This window comes from Paenibacillus lupini, from assembly GCF_011761355.1.
In the GTDB taxonomy this organism is placed as follows: Bacteria; Bacillota; Bacilli; order Paenibacillales; family Paenibacillaceae; genus Pristimantibacillus; species Pristimantibacillus lupini.
Window position 1 is genome coordinate 83,179 of the sequence record NZ_JAASRW010000004.1, and the last position, 16,608, is coordinate 99,786.

Genomic DNA, 16,608 nt, shown 5'->3' on the forward strand with positions numbered 1-16,608 from the left:
AGTAGTCCACTCGATTATATAACGGTTAGATATGGATTTGAATAAGTAGTAAAATGGCTGCCCCCAAACCTGGGAGCAGCCATTTATTCGTTCATCACTACCAGCCGAAATCGAGCGTTTTCCCCGTCTCCGTGTACGTCTTGATGTTGCTGAGCATCATCCACCAGTGTTCCTTGGCATTAGCAAGAGAAGGGTGGTCCAACGTCCATTGATCATTGAGAAGTGTCAGCTTGGTACATGTGCCCACCGTCTCCATAGTGAAGGTTACTCGTGATTCAAGCTCAGCATGGTTCTCCCTATAAGATGGTCCTGGATGTTCCAGATAGCTCAGCACCTTACCCGGATCGGCTTGAAGAATGGTGCCGTATACATGCACGGTATCAGCACCGTCATTACCGGGGCCGACATATTCGAAGGCAGCACCTGGTTCTAATGTCGAGTTCAATATAGTGCCGAAAAAGGTGCTCCGAGTGCCTTCCGGACTGACAATTGTCTGCCAGACCTGCTCGGGAGTGGCGTTGATATAAAATTCATACTTTAGTTCCATGCTTGCTTGTCCTCCTTAAATTCGTTTGTTCTTTTTTTTACATATCTGTCAGGCCTGCTCTAGGTTGTATGGTAAACTCATTATAAATCTAGCTTTTTGAACCGTATTGTAAAAACGCGACAGGGCAGTGCCTTGAATATGGATTCTGCAGGACTGGAGTGAAAATATGAATCATGCACAAGCTCGTCCCAGTATGGGCGTTTTGGGACTGCATGGAGCTGGAGACCGATTCCGACTGGAACGTTACTCGGCATCGGAGGCATTGTCCCCTTTTATTAAGCATTACTGGATCGTTCAGTGGAATCTGGATGGAGATGCTCCCTATCATCAGCATGTTGTGCCTAATCCTTGCGCCAATCTGGTGGTGGAAAAGAACAAGACCTTGTTCTACGGACCTGGCAAAGAGCGGTTTTCCTATCTGCTTGAGGGAAGCGGGATTGTCTTTGGCGTTAAATTTCAGCCGGGAGGGCTGTATCCCTTTGTAAACAGAGAGCTGTCCGAATTGACCGGCAAGCCGCTTGAGGTTGAGGTTATACTTGGAATTAAAGGCTCGGTTCTAGAAGAGCTAGTGCTAGCACAGCCAGATGATTTGCATAAGATTCAGGTGATGGAACGATTATTTTCAGCCAAGCTGCCGGTCTATGACGACAATATTACGCTGGTGAACCAAGTTATCGATTTTATAGCTGATAACGGGGAAATATCCAAGGTGGAACAGGTCGCCTTGAAGTTCGATATGAACATTCGGCGGCTTCAGCGTCTGTTCTCCAAATATATTGGCGTTAACCCCAAATCGGTCATCCGATTGTTCCGGCTGCAGAATGCAGCAGAGGCGATGGATCTTGGACAGATGCAGGATCTAGTCTGGTTGTCTGCAGAGCTGGGGTATCATGATCAGTCGCATTTCAGCAAAGATTTCAAAGCAGTAATAGGCAGGTCGCCGGAGCAGTATTTGGCGGGGATGCTTAGAGACGATTCATGAATTAACTACATTAACTCCATAAATCTAACAATTTAATTTAAATACAGCAGTTGCAGAATCCCTTGGTCGGGTATACAATAAGCCGATGGAAAAAAATACAAAGGGGTGAGAATATGAGGAGAAAACGGTGGAAAGATGCTCAGTCAGCTGTAACAACTCATATTTTCATTTCATTTAAACACTAAAGCATTTATTGCTTTAGTGTTTTTTATTTGACGGAGGTGTGGAGCTTGGTCAGGTATAGAAGAGTGCTTATTAAGCTTAGTGGCGGTGCTGTTGCGGGGAATTCGGAGTTTGGTTTCGAGCCGGAACGGTTGGATCATATTGCAAATGAGATTATGTCCGTGGTGAATTTAGGAGTTGAGGTAACGCTGGTTATTGGCGGAGGCAACATCTTCCGTGGCAATATGGCGGAAAGCTGGGGGATAGATAGAGCCGAGGCTGACAACATCGGGACGCTCGCTACGGTAATTAACAGCTTGATGCTTCGTGGCGTTCTAAAAGCCAAGACCAATAAAGAAGTTCGTGTCATGACAGCAATACCGACTACATCAGTTGCAGAGCCTTATATCCGACTAAGGGCGATTCATCATTTGGAAAAGGGCTACATTGTTATTTTTGCAGGAGGCAACGGGCAGCCTTATGTGACAACAGATTACCCTTCCGTTCAAAGGGCAATTGAGGTCAATTGTGAAGCACTGTTAGTCGCTAAGCAAGGTGTTGACGGTGTTCTTAATGCAGACCCTAGGATCAACAAAGAGGCGAGGAAGTTCAAATCGCTTCACTATAATGATGTTTTGAACCATAACTTGAAAGTCATGGATCAGTCCGCTTTTATACTGGCCAGAGACTACAACCTTCCGATGCATGTGTTTAATTTTGATAAGCCGGGGTCTATGAAAGAGATTTGTGAAGGGATAAATAACGGTACGATCATTAGTGGAGAATCGGCATTAGAATTGGAATGAATAATTGTATATAAATACTACGTAACGTATAATTATTCATTATATGTGCGGAGGTATTTTCCATGAAAGTATTTGTAGATGGCCAATATGGAACAACGGGATTAAAGATACATGAAAGACTTATGGCGCGTAACGATGTCGAGCTGCTATCGATTTCGGAGGAGCATAAGAAGAATCCCGATATAAGAGTAAAGCTAATGAATGAAGCGGATATTGTTTTCTTATGTCTGCCGGACCAGGCTGCTCGTGAGGCTGTTGCACTCATTACTAATTCGAATACACGGGTTCTTGATAGCAGTACTGCTTTCCGTACCGATGACGAATGGACTTATGGCTTGCCGGAATTATATGCGTTCCAAAGAGAGAAAATCGCCAATGCTAGCCGTGTGTCTGTGCCAGGTTGTCATGCTACAGCATTTGTGCTGGCGGTTCAGCCCCTTGTCGAGAAGGGAATCCTGCCGCGAGATTATCCAGTCAGCTCCCACTCTTTAACGGGTTATAGCGGTGGGGGCAAGGCATTAATTGAACAACATGAGACAGCTAGCTTTGGAGATGGGAACAATAGCAGTCTGAAGCATCCACAACACTATAGTCTAAACCTTAATCATAAGCATCTACCCGAGATGAAAAAGTTTACGGATCTAGCGTTCGAGCCCGCATTTCTTCCGACGGTTTGCGATTTCTATAATGGAATGGTTGTAACGGTTCCTCTGGTTACCCGTCAGCTTAATAATCACCCTAGCCTTAAAGAAATACATACGGTTCTCACTGACTATTATCAAGGAGAAACATTCGTAAGGGTTGTCCCGCTTGAGGATACAAAAGGATTTTCCCAACATGCTCTTGACCCGACACTCTGCAACGGGACCAATGCTGCTGAAATTTTTGTCCTGGGGAATGAGGAGCAAGTGCTCCTGGCATGCAGACTAGACAATCTTGGAAAAGGATCGTCAGGAGCAGCCATTCAATGTATGAACATCATGTTGGGACTTGATGAGGGAGTTGGACTTTGTTCAATTCTAGGACAGCTAGAGGATTGGAAAAAATAGTCCAGACAAGTTGTGTGCCATAATCATATGTTGAATTAATAGGGGGGTGGAATTATGGGTGAACAAGGGCAAACGGGATTAACGGGATTAACGGGACTGACAGGTCCTCAAGGCCCCCCTGGACCACAAGGCGTACAAGGACTTACTGGACTTACTGGACTTACTGGTCTGACGGGAGCAACGGGGTTAACCGGCCCTACTGGTTTGACTGGGCTGACTAGTCCTCCGGGTCCCTCACAATTGTTAATCAATCAGACGGCATTTGTCGATCCCACATATGGAAATAATGCAACCGCCGTACTCGACGATGAAACGAAGCCATGGCAGACAGCGGCCGCGGCAGTGGCAGTTGCTCCTGCAGGCACGAGGATCGTTGTACGTCCTGGATTATATACGGAGACGAATTTGGCTAAAGACGGAATCATGTGGGAATTTGAGAAGGGCGCTGTCGTAACAGCTGTCGGAAATTTATTTGATGATCTGGGGGCTGCGATTAATTTTGATGTGATTGGATCGGGGCAGTTTCTAACCAATGGAGCAACAGCTGCCGGCAGTTCCATTCTTAGAAGCACAGGTGCGAGCACAATCCATTTTGCTTGTGAATCTATGAGTGATACGGTGGGCAATACAATCAATCTCTCGGGAGGCGGCAATTACACCGTCGACGTCCAGGAGAGTATCACGAACGGCTTCATCGGAGGTTCTGCGCTTATGATTTCAAGCGGAACCTTGTTTATGACTGCTTTTGAAATGACGAATAATACCGGCGGGACTGATGATCTCATTCTATTTACGGGAACAGAAACGATTAGCGTAAATCTTGAGGTCCAGATGCTTACTAGTGGGGGCAGAGCTGTTTTGGTGGACAACAGCGCTTCTGCTCAAGCGACGGTCATCACTATGCGAACTCGAATTATTCAGGCAAATTCCGGTTTAGTTATAGATGTTACTCCTATTTTCGCCGGTAACTTCATCAGCTACTCCATAGGTTTGGTTGGCGGTTCTCAAGGGGTTTCTATCCAAGGCGGTTTGGTTAGCTTGAATACTAATCTATTGGTAGTGGTTAATTCGCCAGCTCCAGCACTTTTTCTGGGTGGGACCACTGTCTTTACAGGTGATTTTGATCATATCTTTAGTCAAGATAGTTGTATTTTAATGCAAAATGGAGTGGCTATTATTCATGCCAAATCTTTGAACACCTTTATGACGGCAGGCTCAGCTATCGATCTCCAAAATGGGCAAATGCGGTTGCAGGCGGATCTTATTTCCAGCCAAGCAGGCTGCATACAAGTAACCGGAGGCAACCATAAGCTAACGGTCATGCAGATGACTACAAATGGATCAACAGTCCCAGCTGTTCGCGTGGCCAACAATAGCTTATTATTTATGAATTTCCAGGAAATTTTCGGCTCTGTCAACGGTCTTATTACGGTCGACAGCGGCGGTAATTTGAACATGATCGGAGATCGAATCACCACAAATCCTAACGGTGGCGGATTACTCACAGCTTTGTTGATCATTGATGGTCAAGTCGATGCGAACGTAAATGTGATCTCTGCATTTGGAACCTGCATTCATCTTTCAGGCGGCCTCAATCCTAACCTGCGGTGCTACGTGAATGCATTGGTTAGCAATATAGACCCAGTTTTTATAGGCGCAAGTGTTATTCTTCAAGAAGCAGGAAATGCCAACATTCGATTTAATCGAATGGATGCTTCATTTTCATCACAGATGATACAAGTAACAAACGGAAGTATGGACATCGAAGGAGAGCTGATTTTCAATACGTTTATCCCCTCTACGGGAATTGTGGTTTCGGGAGGAACCTTTAACGGCAACATTAATAGAATCCTGATGGGCACTCGTGCATTGGAGGCGAGCGCTGGCCTCGTAACACTCACCTTTGGTGAAATAACGGTGTTTCAGCCTGGCGCTGAACGTATAATTGTAAATCTCAGAGGTAATGTTATAGCCCAAATTAATGGTGCTGTTATTCAAGGTGGTACAGACTATACCGGTATTTTGGTTTCAGATGCAGCTTCCATCGAGGCGCATATCAATGAATTGAGCGTTGGGGGGACATGCTTTCAATATCATTCAACAGCAGTTTCCAACCTTTTCTTCGATCGGATTTCCGTTCTTGGCGGTGTAACGATACCGGACACAGCAGCTATATTCGCAACTACAGGTACTTTGAGAGTAAAAGGAAGCCGAATTGAAAATGAAACCGGTCTTAACACTGGAATTGGTATTCTCCTTACAATTGAAGCCAACTTTATTGCGGATATCGATTTCATTCGCTCTACGAACAATGGACTACGTACCTCCAGCACAGGTAGAGTTCAATTATATTCCGATGAGGTGGAATCGGATATAGAAACGATTAATATAAACAATCTACCTATTGGTAACAATGCGGATTACACGTTCAAAGGTTTATACCGGACCGTTTTCCCAACCATCATAATCGACAGCCCGGAACCACCTGCCGTACTACGCTTAATCAATACCACGCTTATTAGCAATTTTTTTCCCTCCATATCCTCTACAGTTCCAGCATTAGTCAAAAATTACGGCATTCTTACTGCCACCATTCCTGCGGACGCTAATGTATCTTTCCTGTTCCCAGGTTCCGTAAATATTGATCCTTTAGTTAATTGAATTTACTAACGCATAGGTACGTTCATAGCCTTCTTTAGAAATGTTGTTGTTGACCCGATTGCGAAAAACCTGTAAATTTTTGTTAGGTGCACTTTGAGGCAATGAACTTACTCAAAGGTAAGGGGATGATTTAGTAATGATTCATCAGCTTGAATGTCCGGTGGAGACAATCATTCATGTTCTTGGCGGCAAATGGAAACCAATGATATTATGGCAATTGATACAATCCAATAAGCGATTTAACGATCTGGAAAAGCTTATACCTGATGTATCGCAAAAAATGCTTTCACAGCATCTGCGGGACCTGGAACGAGAGGGCATAATCGATAGAACGGTCTACCCCACCGTCCCTCCAAAAGTAGAATACTCGCTTAGTGAATATGGCAAAACATTGATTCCTGTAGCAGAAGTCATGTGTGCTTGGGGAGAAAACCATAATAAACGGAAATATGAAGAATCTGCTTCTTAAAATGGGTTCCATTCATTTATAAACTTATTCAAGCACTCCTAACAAAAGCTGCCATGGGATTTGACCTGGCAGCTTTTTTTATTTACATTCAGCATTCCTATCCCTTCCTGCTTAAAGCTTACCTTTAAGTAAGTACCCTACTTTAAAGTGGGTTCTTATCAAGATTTGGAAACGATGCTACGCTTAAGTCAATCCAAAGATGAATTATCGGGAGCATTTATAAGAGGAGGAAGAATGATGAAAATTATTGTTTTCGGAGCAACGGGAAATACAGGGAGAAGAGCGCTGGAGCAAGGGGGTAAAATGGGGCATGAAATGACAGCTTTCGTGCGAAACGCTGAGAAGTTTTATGAACAGCAAGGCGAGAGGTCCGCGCATCATGTGAAGGTAGTCGTGGACGATATCCTAAACCCAGTAAGCGTCGGCGAGGCAATTTCGGATCAAGATGCCGTTATTATTACTGCCGGCCATGCAGGTCAAGGAGATGAGTTCGTTCGTCTCGTCGATAACATTATAAGCCAATGTGAAATCAACCCTAATTTTTCCGGGAGAGTATGGGTAATGGGAGGTGCCGGTCTGCTGGATATTCCATATACGGACCTCATTGGCAACAATCTGCCCGGCTTCCCGCCCGCATTTAAAGATCACAACCGTAATTTTGATCGACTCCTGCGGTCTAAGCTCGATTGGTCCATTATGTGCCCAGGAACGATGATCGATTCGATAGAGCCTCTGGCATCGGTTCATCTGCATGTGACAACAGAAACCTTGCCCCTATCCATTCCAAATACGATTAAGGAGTTTTCCGAGGCCGAAATAGCGGGTTACTTGTTCAGCCGGCTTCAGGAGCTGGATGTTGCTTATAATGATGTCGTGAAATGCATGCTGGACCATATCGAGCTCGAAGGACCTTTTAAGAGAAAAAGAGTTGGTCTTGCCTATCAAAGCGATATTCCGATGAGCTAACGAGCAAGAAGGGAGATGATTAGTTTGTTTGGATGGCTTCTCGTGTTTCATGTATTTGCCTCTATCGCGTTAATCGGTCCCGCTGTCGTGGTACCCTTCATTCGAAGGACCGCTAGAACCGCCGGCCAGTTGCGCTTTGCTTTTGATGTAACAAACAAGCTTGCCATCCTGCCTAAAATTGGCGGAACCGTACTTATTATTACGGGGGTTTGGCTTATGATTATAACCAAGATGGGGTTGTCCCAAATGTGGTTAAATATATCGATCCTTTTATCGCTGCTCATGGTCGCTATGATCGAAGGATTGATCGGGCCGCGCATGAAAAAGATCATGGAGATTGTGTCTATAAGTCAAAGCAAAGGGGATGAATTACCCGCCGAGCTCGGCCGATTGATGAAAAAGATCATACCGATCGAGACGGCGTCCCAACTGCTGATGATTGCCGTAGTCGTGCTTATGGTCCTTAAGCCATTCTAAAAACAGCCTCACCGTTAGAATTCGCAATACAAATAGAGCTCAATAAAACAGCGGTTGTCTAGGACTTTGTTTTCTTGTCCGTAGCTGCCGCTGTTTCTATTTTTACTTATTTTTTGATATCCGACCTAGTCTAAACCTGTATTTTACTCATAACCATTCAGCTGTACGCCAGTTGCTCTATACGATATTTAACGTTTTCCTCGCAAAGCCCCCCGTGATAACAGATCACGCTTTGAATATCATAAGGAAGGAATTTTTTAATCGATGATTTTGCCAAAACCGGATCTATGTTATTGTCGGGTTCCACAAAACATCCGTTATCAATCATCATGGCGTCTCCAGCAATAAGAAGCTTGTGCTGCTTCAAGTAGAGGCTGATATGTCCGGGGGTATGACCAGGCGTATGAATGACTTCGATCCCGCCGAAGAGAGGGAGCTCCTCTTTGTCAGTTACTATTTGATCCACTTTTGCCGTCGGCGGATGTTTCAATACATGAAGGATTGCCTCTCGTCTATCCGAAGGCAGTTCGGCGGGGAGTGCAGCGCGAAACTGGTCGATGAATGCGGTGGTAATCTTCAGATGAGGCTTCTCCCCCTGAACATAAGGTTTTTCCTCTTCGGTGGAGAGTACGTCGATCTTATGCGGGAAAGCGTTCAGAAGCTCCGTCAGTCCTCCGATATGGTCCAAATCATGGTGAGTTAAAATGATTTTTTTGAGCTTATAAAAGGGGACTCCTGCTTGGGCCATAGCTTCTTGAAATAAGGGCAGCCGGAATGGAATTCCGACGTCGATCAAGACGGCCTCCTGATTATCCCAAATCAGCACGGGATGCAGCACTTCCTGTATGCCTCGAAAATTCGTTTCGATGTCAATCGTCTTTAAGTTTACTGTCGTTTTCATCTTCATCATCTCCTTTGCTCTAGCTTACGCTTGATCATTCATAACGTCTAATTTATTATAATAATAATTATCATGAATTTAAGTAATGAATGGGGGAATTACATTGGAGCTTACTCAGCTCGATTATTTTCTTACGGTCGTTCGGTTTCAACATGTGACGAAGGCTTCCGAAGTGTTGGCGATTACACAGCCGGCTTTAAGCCATTCTATATCCAAATTGGAGGAAGAGTTGGGGGTGCCGTTATTCGAACGAAGAGGGAGAAATATTCAGGTAACCCGTTATGGGCGAATGTTTGCTGAATCGGTGGAACGCGCGTTGTCCGAGTTGGATAGGGGGAAGCAAGCGCTTGAAGAACAAGCTAATCCCGATTCCGGGGTTATCCGTGTCGCCTATCTGAATATACTTGGCGCAGAGCTCATACCCAAGCTTATTCGCGGGTTTCGTGAGCGGCACCCGAAGATCCGTTTCGAATTGGTGCAGGGGAATCATACCTTCATCAGCGGGAATATGGAAAGCGGTGAAAGTGATCTTATGATTTCATCCGCCAGGCTGGAATCAGACGATTATGAATGGATACCGATGGTGAAGGCACCCTTGTATGTTGTGGTTTCTCCAACTCATCGACTTGCGCAGCAGGAAGCAGTCGAATTCATGGAATTGACCGGCGAACCGTTTATCGAAGTGAAACATTACTGCGGGCTTAAGTCGACACTGGAAAGCTGCTACAGCCGGGTCGGCTTCGCACCGAACGTTGCATACGAAGCGGAGGACCTGATGACAGTGGCGGGGTTTGTAGCTGCCGGACTAGGGTTATCGATTCTTCCCAAAACAAGCGGATTAATGCTAGAAGGTTTGGTGTGGCTGCCCATTAAAGACGAAGGGAGCATCTGTGAAATCGGCCTCGTGAAGAGACAGGATAAATTTCTGACGCCAGCAGCGAAACGTTTTTCGGAGTATGTGACGGCAGTCTTTCTCTGAATTTCAAACTTTTGTAATGGACTAAGCCTACAGAAAACCCTTTCCTCTTAGTAATATTTCTGTGTTATCCCACAGCTTGTGCTGCATTGCTTCATCTCCCCCGGGAGACACGGGTTCGATTAATTGCCCGGTTCCGACATTAAAGTATCCACCCGTCTTTTTTTGATATTCTGGATCGACAATTAATCGGGTTATAATATTAGTTCCTCTTCTCGGATCTCCAAGGCGCAGGACTTTCAACAAACGCTCCAGGACGGGGGCGAACCAAAGTTCTCGTCCGAGACCAGTCACATTAAATCCAGGATTCAGAGCATTTACGCTGATACCGAGACCTGACCATCGCCGTGCAAGCTCAGCCGAAAACATAATATTTAATAATTTGGTTTTTCCGTATATGGGGGATGAACCGCGAGCGGTAAAAGAAGTTGTATCTGATAAATCCTCGGGTAACTTCAAGATACCATGACGGCGTGAAGCCTCAGAAGCAACATTAACAACTCTGGCCTGTTTCGAGTTCTGCAGGGAAGGTTTTAGAATTTGTGTTAAAACCCATGGAGCCAAATAATTGACGGTAATCATCTCTGGAAGACCCTCAGGGGTTATTCGAGGTTTAAAAGCATGAAGCCCCGCATTGTTCAACAGTACATCAATTTTAGGATATTTGGCTGTTATTTCATTTCCAACTCGTGAAACATCCTTTATTGAAGAGAAATCTCCATAAAAAAAATCAATATTCGCTGAAGGTGCATGCTCCTCAATTTGTTTTCTTGTAATTTCAGCACGTTCTTTACTTCGAGCAGTTAGAATAAGGTCAAATCCGCGTCTTCCTAATTCGAGCGCGACAAGCTGCCCAAGTCCGCTGGTGGCACCCGTAATGACAACATTTTCTTTCTTCACCATCGTCATTTCACCTTCCTATGATACACTCTAAAATATGGTTAATCATTTCAACCCTTTGTTCGATGTAGTTGATATATATCCACTATATTGATTTGATTGATATATGTCAATTATTTCAAGGTGTTGATGTGGACCAAAAGAAAGGTGAACGAGAATGAACGAACATAGATCAATAAACGAAATTAGAGAAAAACTTGAGATTGAATTAGGGGAACAGCTTAATGCGCTCATTAGTTCTGCACATGCATTGAATGTAAAAGCCGCTGCTAAATTCGATTCTTCCATACAGCCTGCCGCCTTCCATCTTGTTCGCTGGCTATATTCCTATGGCCCCACAAATGCCGCCGCTTTAGCCGAATCAACGGCAATGGATCGAAGTTCGGTTAGTCGTCTCATCAAACAGCTCCAGGCTCTGGGATATGTAAAACGAGAGGCGTCACCGAATGATGGAAGGGGAGTTGTATTATCTCTTACCGATGATGGACAACAAAAAATGATAGATGCGCTAAAGGAAAAAGAGTCTGTGTACTATGAACGGTTATTAGACTGGAAAGATATTGAACTACATGATTTTATCCAAACGCTGAGGCGGTTCAATGGATTTCGTTCTTAAAATGGAATTTGCAGAAATCATTCGGTGTAAGTAGAGGTGAGGGGACATGTTGCACACTGGATCAATTATTGCTTTCTTAATGATTCAAAATGTTTATATTCTAATGATGAAACCAGAATATCGATCAAAGCTAATTGGATTTAATTTAGTTGCAGGTCCTATGTCAATCTTTATGGCTATTATTTATTATTGGAATTCTTATAGACCAAGGACAGGTCCAGTTGGAAATGGTCCAAATGATGATTTGATCTGGACGAATTTTCTTGTCATGACCATAACCGGGGGATGCTTTATCCTTGTTGGTATTCTCGGTTTTGTCATCACAAGAAAAGTCCATTCCATACCACAAGGCTATTATTTGGGAGCCATTATAACAGTACTTCTAATAAGTTTATTAAGCCCATTAATAACCAATCATAAAGACACTTACATATCAGCAGAAGAAGCTGAAAGTATAGCGCTTAATCAAGCAAGTGTGGATGGTTATAACGATGTGACGATATGGAATCTGTTTGATACGGAGACAAGGACAGGATATACTTTTTCCACGGCAAAAAACAAAGATATTAAGGTGTGGAAGGTGTATCTAGATGCTGCCGGGCATCCAGACAATCTGAATACGCCGGCAATCATTTATTACATCGATTCTAAAGATGGTTCAATCGTGTCGAGTGTGAAGAGTTAACTGAATGAGGTATGATTAAGTCCTGTTGTTATAAGCATTCGAAGATAAGAAGGTGATTGTCTATGCTGGCCATTTTAATTCTGATTGGTGCAATTGCAGTGATCGTTATTGCGGCGATGCTCGTCCTGCGCTTTAATCCCGTGTTTGGTGGCAGACCTAATGAGGACACGCAAGCACGTATGCACCGCTCCTCCCAATATGAGAGAGGGAAGTTTGTAAATATGATACCGACATCGATGCAAATGTCGATGCGTGACAGTCTTTTGGTTCTAAGGGAGTTCGTTTTCGGGAAGCCAGGCAGTAAGCCGGAAAAGACAGCAGCGATTAAGTCAATTAATCCTGGATCACTGCAGCAAGGAGATCTCGGTGCTAAGGTCACTTGGTTTGGGCACTCAGCGCTGCTGTTGGAGCTGGATGGGAAGCGGATGCTGCTGGATCCAATGTTCGGGCGCGCACCATCTCCCTTTCCGTGGATCGGAGGGAAGCGATTCAGCGACAAGCTGCCGATCGACATTGAGAGTCTGTCTGCTATTGATGCCGTTATATTTTCTCATGATCACTACGATCATTTGGATTACGGCTCGGTGAAACGATTGAAGGACAAGGTTGGCCGGTTTTTCGTTCCGCTTGGCGTAGCTGCTCATCTCGAGCGTTGGGGTGTAGCCGCTGACCGGATTGAAGAGTTCAATTGGTGGGAAGAAATCGTCTGGGAAGGAATTGTATTGGCTTCTACACCGGCACGTCACTTTTCCGGGCGGGGCCTGACGGACCGCAATAGCACACTATGGTGCTCATGGGTCATTCTTGGCAGAGAAGCGAGGGTATTTTTCAGCGGAGACAGTGGTTATGGGCCGCATTTTCAACAGATCGGGGACAAATATGGGCCATTTGATCTCACACTGATGGAATGTGGGCAGTACGACGAGCGTTGGCAGGCCATCCACATGCTGCCTGAAGAGACGGTGCAGGCGCATCTTGATGTGAAAGGCAACGTTATGATCCCCATCCATTGGGGAGCTTTCAAGCTGGCGCTCCATGATTGGCGTGATCCGGTGGAGCGTGCCGTGGAGGCTGCTAGAGAGCGGGGCTCCAAGATTGCCACTCCGCGAATCGGAGATCCCGTCACAATTGGAGCTGAGCCGTATCCCTCTATTGCATGGTGGCGTGAGTGAAGAAGGCAGCTGATCATTATGATCGGCTGCTTTTTCGTTTTATAGAAAAATGGGTAATTATATTCTAGAACGGAAACACTAGCGCAAGGAAAGAGAGGGATGATGAAAATGAAAGAGCTTTATAAGACAAGTGTTAAGGCGGTTGGAGGCCGTAACGGCAGGCTGGAATCGGATGATGGCCAGCTTGCTATTAATGTGCTGCACCCGAAGGAGCTAGGAGGACCGGGAGGGGCAACCAATCCGGAGCAGCTGTTCGCAGGAGGATATGCGGCATGCTTCGAGAGCGCGTTAAATCTTGTGTGCAGGGAAAAGAAAGTCAAACCGGACAGCACATCAGTGACCGCGCATGTGACACTTGGTAAAGATGATGAAGATCATTTCAAACTTGCTGTTACACTCGACATTTCCTTGGCCGGTGTGGAACAAGGTCAGGCACAGGAGCTCGCTGAAGCAGCACATGAGGTGTGCCCGTACTCGAGGGCGACTTGCGGCAATATCGATGTTCAATTAAACGTGGTGTAACCAAATTTTGTATATTAAAGCCCATCCGACCGGATGGGCTTTAATATCCTAAGACCGCCCCGCGAGGCGGTTTTTGAGTTTTTCACAGGCTGCTCGAAATCTATGTACTGAGATTGAGATAAAACAACGCCTTGCCATAGAGTTAAGGTCCTCGGAGGACCTTAAACTGTCTCGAGGTTGTGATAATGATGCACTTAAGGTCCCTTGAGGACCTTAAGTAGTTGAGGAACGAGCAAAACGGTCAGGAAACAACGCCTTGCCGCAGGGATAAGGTCCCTAAAGGACCTTAACTGTCCGGAAGTGGCGATAACGATGCACTTAAGGTCCCTAGAGGGACTTAAGTGGTCGAGAAACAAGCAAAAACCTAGCAAAATTCAGCGTTTTGCATATAGGTATGTAGAATATTGCAGTTCATCTAAAGATTCTATGCAATATTCATTTAATCATTTTCCTGATTTGAACTAATTCATTAATATAAAAATCAAGCTGCTGCTGCATGGAATCGGTTTGTCTGAATTGATCCAGCACACTTCGTGATTCTGAGAAGGTCTCCTCTTCCAGTGCTCGAAGGGCAATGCCAGCAGCAATTGCGGTAATGCCGTCCCCTAAGGTAGCGATAATGGCACCAATATAGCCAAGCCGAGCTGCTATAAGCTCCATGGATTCACTATTCTGATTGCTGCTATCGTCGTTATTATTGTTATTGTTGTTCTTATTGTTCTTATTGTTCTTATTGTTCTTATTGTTCATGAATCATGATCACTCCGCACTAGAGCTTCATCGCTTCTCTGATAACAGCCTATGCATCATAAGCTGTCAGGGTATGGGCGTGTATGTTTTAACGAATCCTAGAATGCTTATTTGGATCATATGAGGTATTTTGTTTTTCTAACGAATCGTAGACACGCTATTACGTGAATAACCTCTCGGAAATAGCTTGAATGGGCTAAATAGCGATACTGTGATTCGTTAGCTTTTTGAAACAGGCCTAATTAGCTTAATAAGCATATGAGGGTTCGTTAGATTTGTGAAGCTGTTAATTTGCATGGAAAAAGGGATGCCCTAGGCCAAGTCATTAAGTTAAGCCTTAACTTAATGACATTGGCCCTAGGCATCCCTTTGTTTGTTTAATACTCTATTTCACTTCGCTCAAACGCTCTTCTAAACGATCCCATGTTTCGGTAATGCCTTGCAGCATACCCATCTCGATAACTGTCTTGAGCGCATCACCCGAAGAATATTCGGCACGGTTGATCAGCTTTGTTGTACCGTCACCCAGATCAACGAACTCTAGGACAATCTCGGTCGAAGGCAGCTCTTGATTGATATTGCCCTCTGCATCAGAGAAGTAATCGGTGTAACTGAAGCTGTTTGGCTCGTCGATTTCTTTATAAACACCTTTGCCCCAAGACTCCATACCGTAGAAATCGCCTTGGCTCTCATCCATACATTTCATGCAGTAGTGCCATATGCCGCCTGGACGGAAGTCGATTGTACAAACCGGTACTTCCCAGCCTCTTGGTCCCCACCATTGCTTCAGATGCTCAGGCTCTTTGAACATCTTGAACACAAGCTCACGAGGTGCCCCGAATACACGCTCAAGCACCAGTACATTTTCATTCTCCACTCTTGAAACCATAGCGTTTGTCATTATAATTCCTCCTCATTATTTTTCGGTTGTTGTAGTTGTTCCTTACTTTGCAGCTCCCGCAAGTAATTCTCCAGGTTGTCGTAACGTTCTTCCATGATGCGGCGGAAGGAGTTGACCCACGAATCCATAGCATGGAAGGGTTCGGGCCGCAGCTTGTAGATCCGGCGATTGGCCTCAGCCTTCACTTCTACAATACCGTTTTCGCTGAGTACCTTCAGATGCTTGGAAGCTTGGGGCTGCCTCATCCCTAGGCGATCGGCTATTTCTCCTACCGTCAAGGGACCTTCACGCAATAGCTCGACAATATGCATACGATTTGGTTCGGCTAAAGCGCTCAGCGTCGTCATTTCCATGCCTGGATGATTACCTGACATGCCATTCACCTCTTTAAGTGTTAGTGTCGCCTGTTGTTGATTTAAATATACACTATAAGGAATATTCCTGTAAAGGAATATTTAAAATTAACTTTGAATGGCTTGTATGCAATAGAATCTAACAGGTACCGTTAACAAGATTAAGAGGAGGGCGAAGGATGAGAAAGCAGTAAATCTGAACCTGATGGACGGAGTTATACCGTTTACAAGAAGATTGAAGATAACGATACGGTTACAACGGTATTAGATATTTTATCAAATGCATCTTGGGAAAAGGGAGATGTCTCGGTATCGATGTCCCGGCAGCAGGACTACAAAATTCAAACCGTTAACACGGACACGACCGTCAGTTTCGAGCCTGTAAGGTATGACATTTGGCTTTCACCACAAAAAGATCAAGTAGAAGTGGTCATTGATAAGCAGTCCAAGTATGGAAAAGTTTCAAAGAAAGATACGAAGAAGCTGCTTTCGATTCTGGAGACGCCCTAAACGGGCGTTTTTTTGTTAAAGGACATAGACCCCTTTTCTTTACATACCCCTTATTTCATACAATAAACAGCAAGGCAACTGGAGGGGCTGTCCCAATCCCAATAAGCATCTCACGATTCGTTAGCGCGGCGTCGACAACTTTACACCAAGCAGAATATCTGTTTTTTGATGAAAAATAGCTGATTTTTAAATAGGAACTATTT

18 protein-coding genes and 1 pseudogene are annotated in these 16,608 nt (G+C 44.8%); 13 read left to right on the top strand and 6 right to left on the bottom strand.

The annotated features are described in order from the left end of the window. Positions 1 to 97: 97 nt before the first annotated feature. Positions 98 to 547, bottom strand: a complete 450-nt coding sequence (locus FHS17_RS13825; protein ID WP_167279008.1) for an SRPBCC family protein — start codon at positions 545 to 547, stop codon at positions 98 to 100. Positions 548 to 713: 166 nt separating this feature from the next. On the opposite strand from FHS17_RS13825, the gene FHS17_RS13830 reads away from it, so the two are divergent. The 7 genes from FHS17_RS13830 (at position 714) to FHS17_RS13860 (ending at position 8,119) form a co-directional block, all read left to right on the top strand. Further along, positions 714 to 1,529: an AraC family transcriptional regulator gene (locus FHS17_RS13830; protein ID WP_167279009.1), complete on the top strand. Its 816-nt coding sequence runs from the start codon at positions 714 to 716 to the stop codon at positions 1,527 to 1,529. A 230-nt stretch (positions 1,530 to 1,759) separates the two neighbouring features. After that, positions 1,760 to 2,497, top strand: coding sequence for a UMP kinase (gene pyrH / locus FHS17_RS13835; protein ID WP_167279010.1), 738 nt, complete (start codon positions 1,760 to 1,762; stop codon positions 2,495 to 2,497). Between the two features lie 62 nt (positions 2,498 to 2,559). After that, positions 2,560 to 3,546 carry an N-acetyl-gamma-glutamyl-phosphate reductase gene (gene argC, locus FHS17_RS13840; protein ID WP_167279011.1) on the top strand — a complete coding sequence of 329 codons (987 nt, stop codon included), beginning with the start codon at positions 2,560 to 2,562 and terminating at the stop codon, positions 3,544 to 3,546. 54 nt (positions 3,547 to 3,600) lie between these two features. Beyond that, complete coding sequence (locus tag FHS17_RS13845; protein ID WP_167279012.1) at positions 3,601 to 6,207, top strand: hypothetical protein; 2,607 nt, start codon at positions 3,601 to 3,603, stop codon at positions 6,205 to 6,207. 136 nt (positions 6,208 to 6,343) lie between these two features. Further along, positions 6,344 to 6,676 (top strand): winged helix-turn-helix transcriptional regulator, encoded by a 333-nt coding sequence (locus FHS17_RS13850; RefSeq protein ID WP_028552076.1) that lies wholly within the window; start codon positions 6,344 to 6,346, stop codon positions 6,674 to 6,676. Positions 6,677 to 6,910: 234 nt separating this feature from the next. Further along, positions 6,911 to 7,642 (top strand): NAD(P)-dependent oxidoreductase, encoded by a 732-nt coding sequence (locus FHS17_RS13855; RefSeq protein ID WP_243865352.1) that lies wholly within the window; start codon positions 6,911 to 6,913, stop codon positions 7,640 to 7,642. Positions 7,643 to 7,657: 15 nt separating this feature from the next. Then, complete coding sequence (locus FHS17_RS13860) at positions 7,658 to 8,119, top strand: DUF2269 family protein (RefSeq protein ID WP_167279013.1); 462 nt, start codon at positions 7,658 to 7,660, stop codon at positions 8,117 to 8,119. Between the two features lie 157 nt (positions 8,120 to 8,276). On the opposite strand, the gene FHS17_RS13865 is transcribed toward FHS17_RS13860, so the two are convergent. Continuing rightward, positions 8,277 to 9,020 carry an MBL fold metallo-hydrolase gene (locus FHS17_RS13865; protein WP_167279014.1) on the bottom strand — a complete coding sequence of 248 codons (744 nt, stop codon included), beginning with the start codon at positions 9,018 to 9,020 and terminating at the stop codon, positions 8,277 to 8,279. 103 nt (positions 9,021 to 9,123) lie between these two features. Here FHS17_RS13865 and FHS17_RS13870 point away from each other — a divergent pair, with 103 nt between their 5' ends. Then, on the top strand, positions 9,124 to 9,999 hold the full coding sequence (locus tag FHS17_RS13870; protein WP_167279015.1) for a LysR family transcriptional regulator: 876 nt from the start codon (positions 9,124 to 9,126) through the stop codon (positions 9,997 to 9,999). Positions 10,000 to 10,026: 27 nt separating this feature from the next. Here the strand turns inward: FHS17_RS13870 and FHS17_RS13875 are convergent, their stop codons facing one another. After that, positions 10,027 to 10,899, bottom strand: a complete 873-nt coding sequence (locus FHS17_RS13875; protein WP_167279016.1) for an SDR family NAD(P)-dependent oxidoreductase — start codon at positions 10,897 to 10,899, stop codon at positions 10,027 to 10,029. 154 nt (positions 10,900 to 11,053) lie between these two features. Between FHS17_RS13875 and FHS17_RS13880 the strand changes: the two genes are divergently transcribed. From FHS17_RS13880 to FHS17_RS13895, 4 genes are all read left to right on the top strand, one after another. Further along, the gene (locus tag FHS17_RS13880; protein WP_167279017.1) at positions 11,054 to 11,512 is read left to right on the top strand and encodes a MarR family winged helix-turn-helix transcriptional regulator; all 459 of its coding nucleotides are present in this window, start codon (positions 11,054 to 11,056) and stop codon (positions 11,510 to 11,512) included. Positions 11,513 to 11,558: 46 nt separating this feature from the next. After that, positions 11,559 to 12,197, top strand: a complete 639-nt coding sequence (locus FHS17_RS13885) for a hypothetical protein (protein WP_167279018.1) — start codon at positions 11,559 to 11,561, stop codon at positions 12,195 to 12,197. A gap of 62 nt (positions 12,198 to 12,259) precedes the next feature. Beyond that, the gene (locus FHS17_RS13890) at positions 12,260 to 13,369 is read left to right on the top strand and encodes an MBL fold metallo-hydrolase (protein ID WP_167279019.1); all 1,110 of its coding nucleotides are present in this window, start codon (positions 12,260 to 12,262) and stop codon (positions 13,367 to 13,369) included. A gap of 108 nt (positions 13,370 to 13,477) precedes the next feature. Further along, a complete protein-coding gene (locus FHS17_RS13895; protein ID WP_167279493.1) occupies positions 13,478 to 13,891 on the top strand; it encodes an organic hydroperoxide resistance protein in 414 nt (137 codons plus the stop codon). A gap of 435 nt (positions 13,892 to 14,326) precedes the next feature. Here the strand turns inward: FHS17_RS13895 and FHS17_RS13900 are convergent, their stop codons facing one another. From FHS17_RS13900 to FHS17_RS13910, 3 genes are all read right to left on the bottom strand, one after another. Continuing rightward, on the bottom strand, positions 14,327 to 14,641 hold the full coding sequence (locus FHS17_RS13900; protein WP_243865353.1) for a translation initiation factor 2: 315 nt from the start codon (positions 14,639 to 14,641) through the stop codon (positions 14,327 to 14,329). 385 nt (positions 14,642 to 15,026) lie between these two features. Next, entirely contained in the window at positions 15,027 to 15,545 is a 519-nt protein-coding gene (locus FHS17_RS13905; protein ID WP_167279495.1) for an SRPBCC domain-containing protein, read from the bottom strand. Beyond that, positions 15,542 to 15,916 carry an ArsR/SmtB family transcription factor gene (locus FHS17_RS13910; protein WP_167279020.1) on the bottom strand — a complete coding sequence of 125 codons (375 nt, stop codon included), beginning with the start codon at positions 15,914 to 15,916 and terminating at the stop codon, positions 15,542 to 15,544. Before FHS17_RS13910 ends, FHS17_RS13905 begins: the two co-directional genes overlap by 4 nt. Before the next feature lie 210 nt (positions 15,917 to 16,126). On the opposite strand from FHS17_RS13910, the pseudogene FHS17_RS13915 reads away from it, so the two are divergent. Next, a pseudogene (locus FHS17_RS13915) lies at positions 16,127 to 16,405 on the top strand (YhfM domain-containing protein); the annotation flags it as partial. Positions 16,406 to 16,608: the final 203 nt, after the last annotated feature.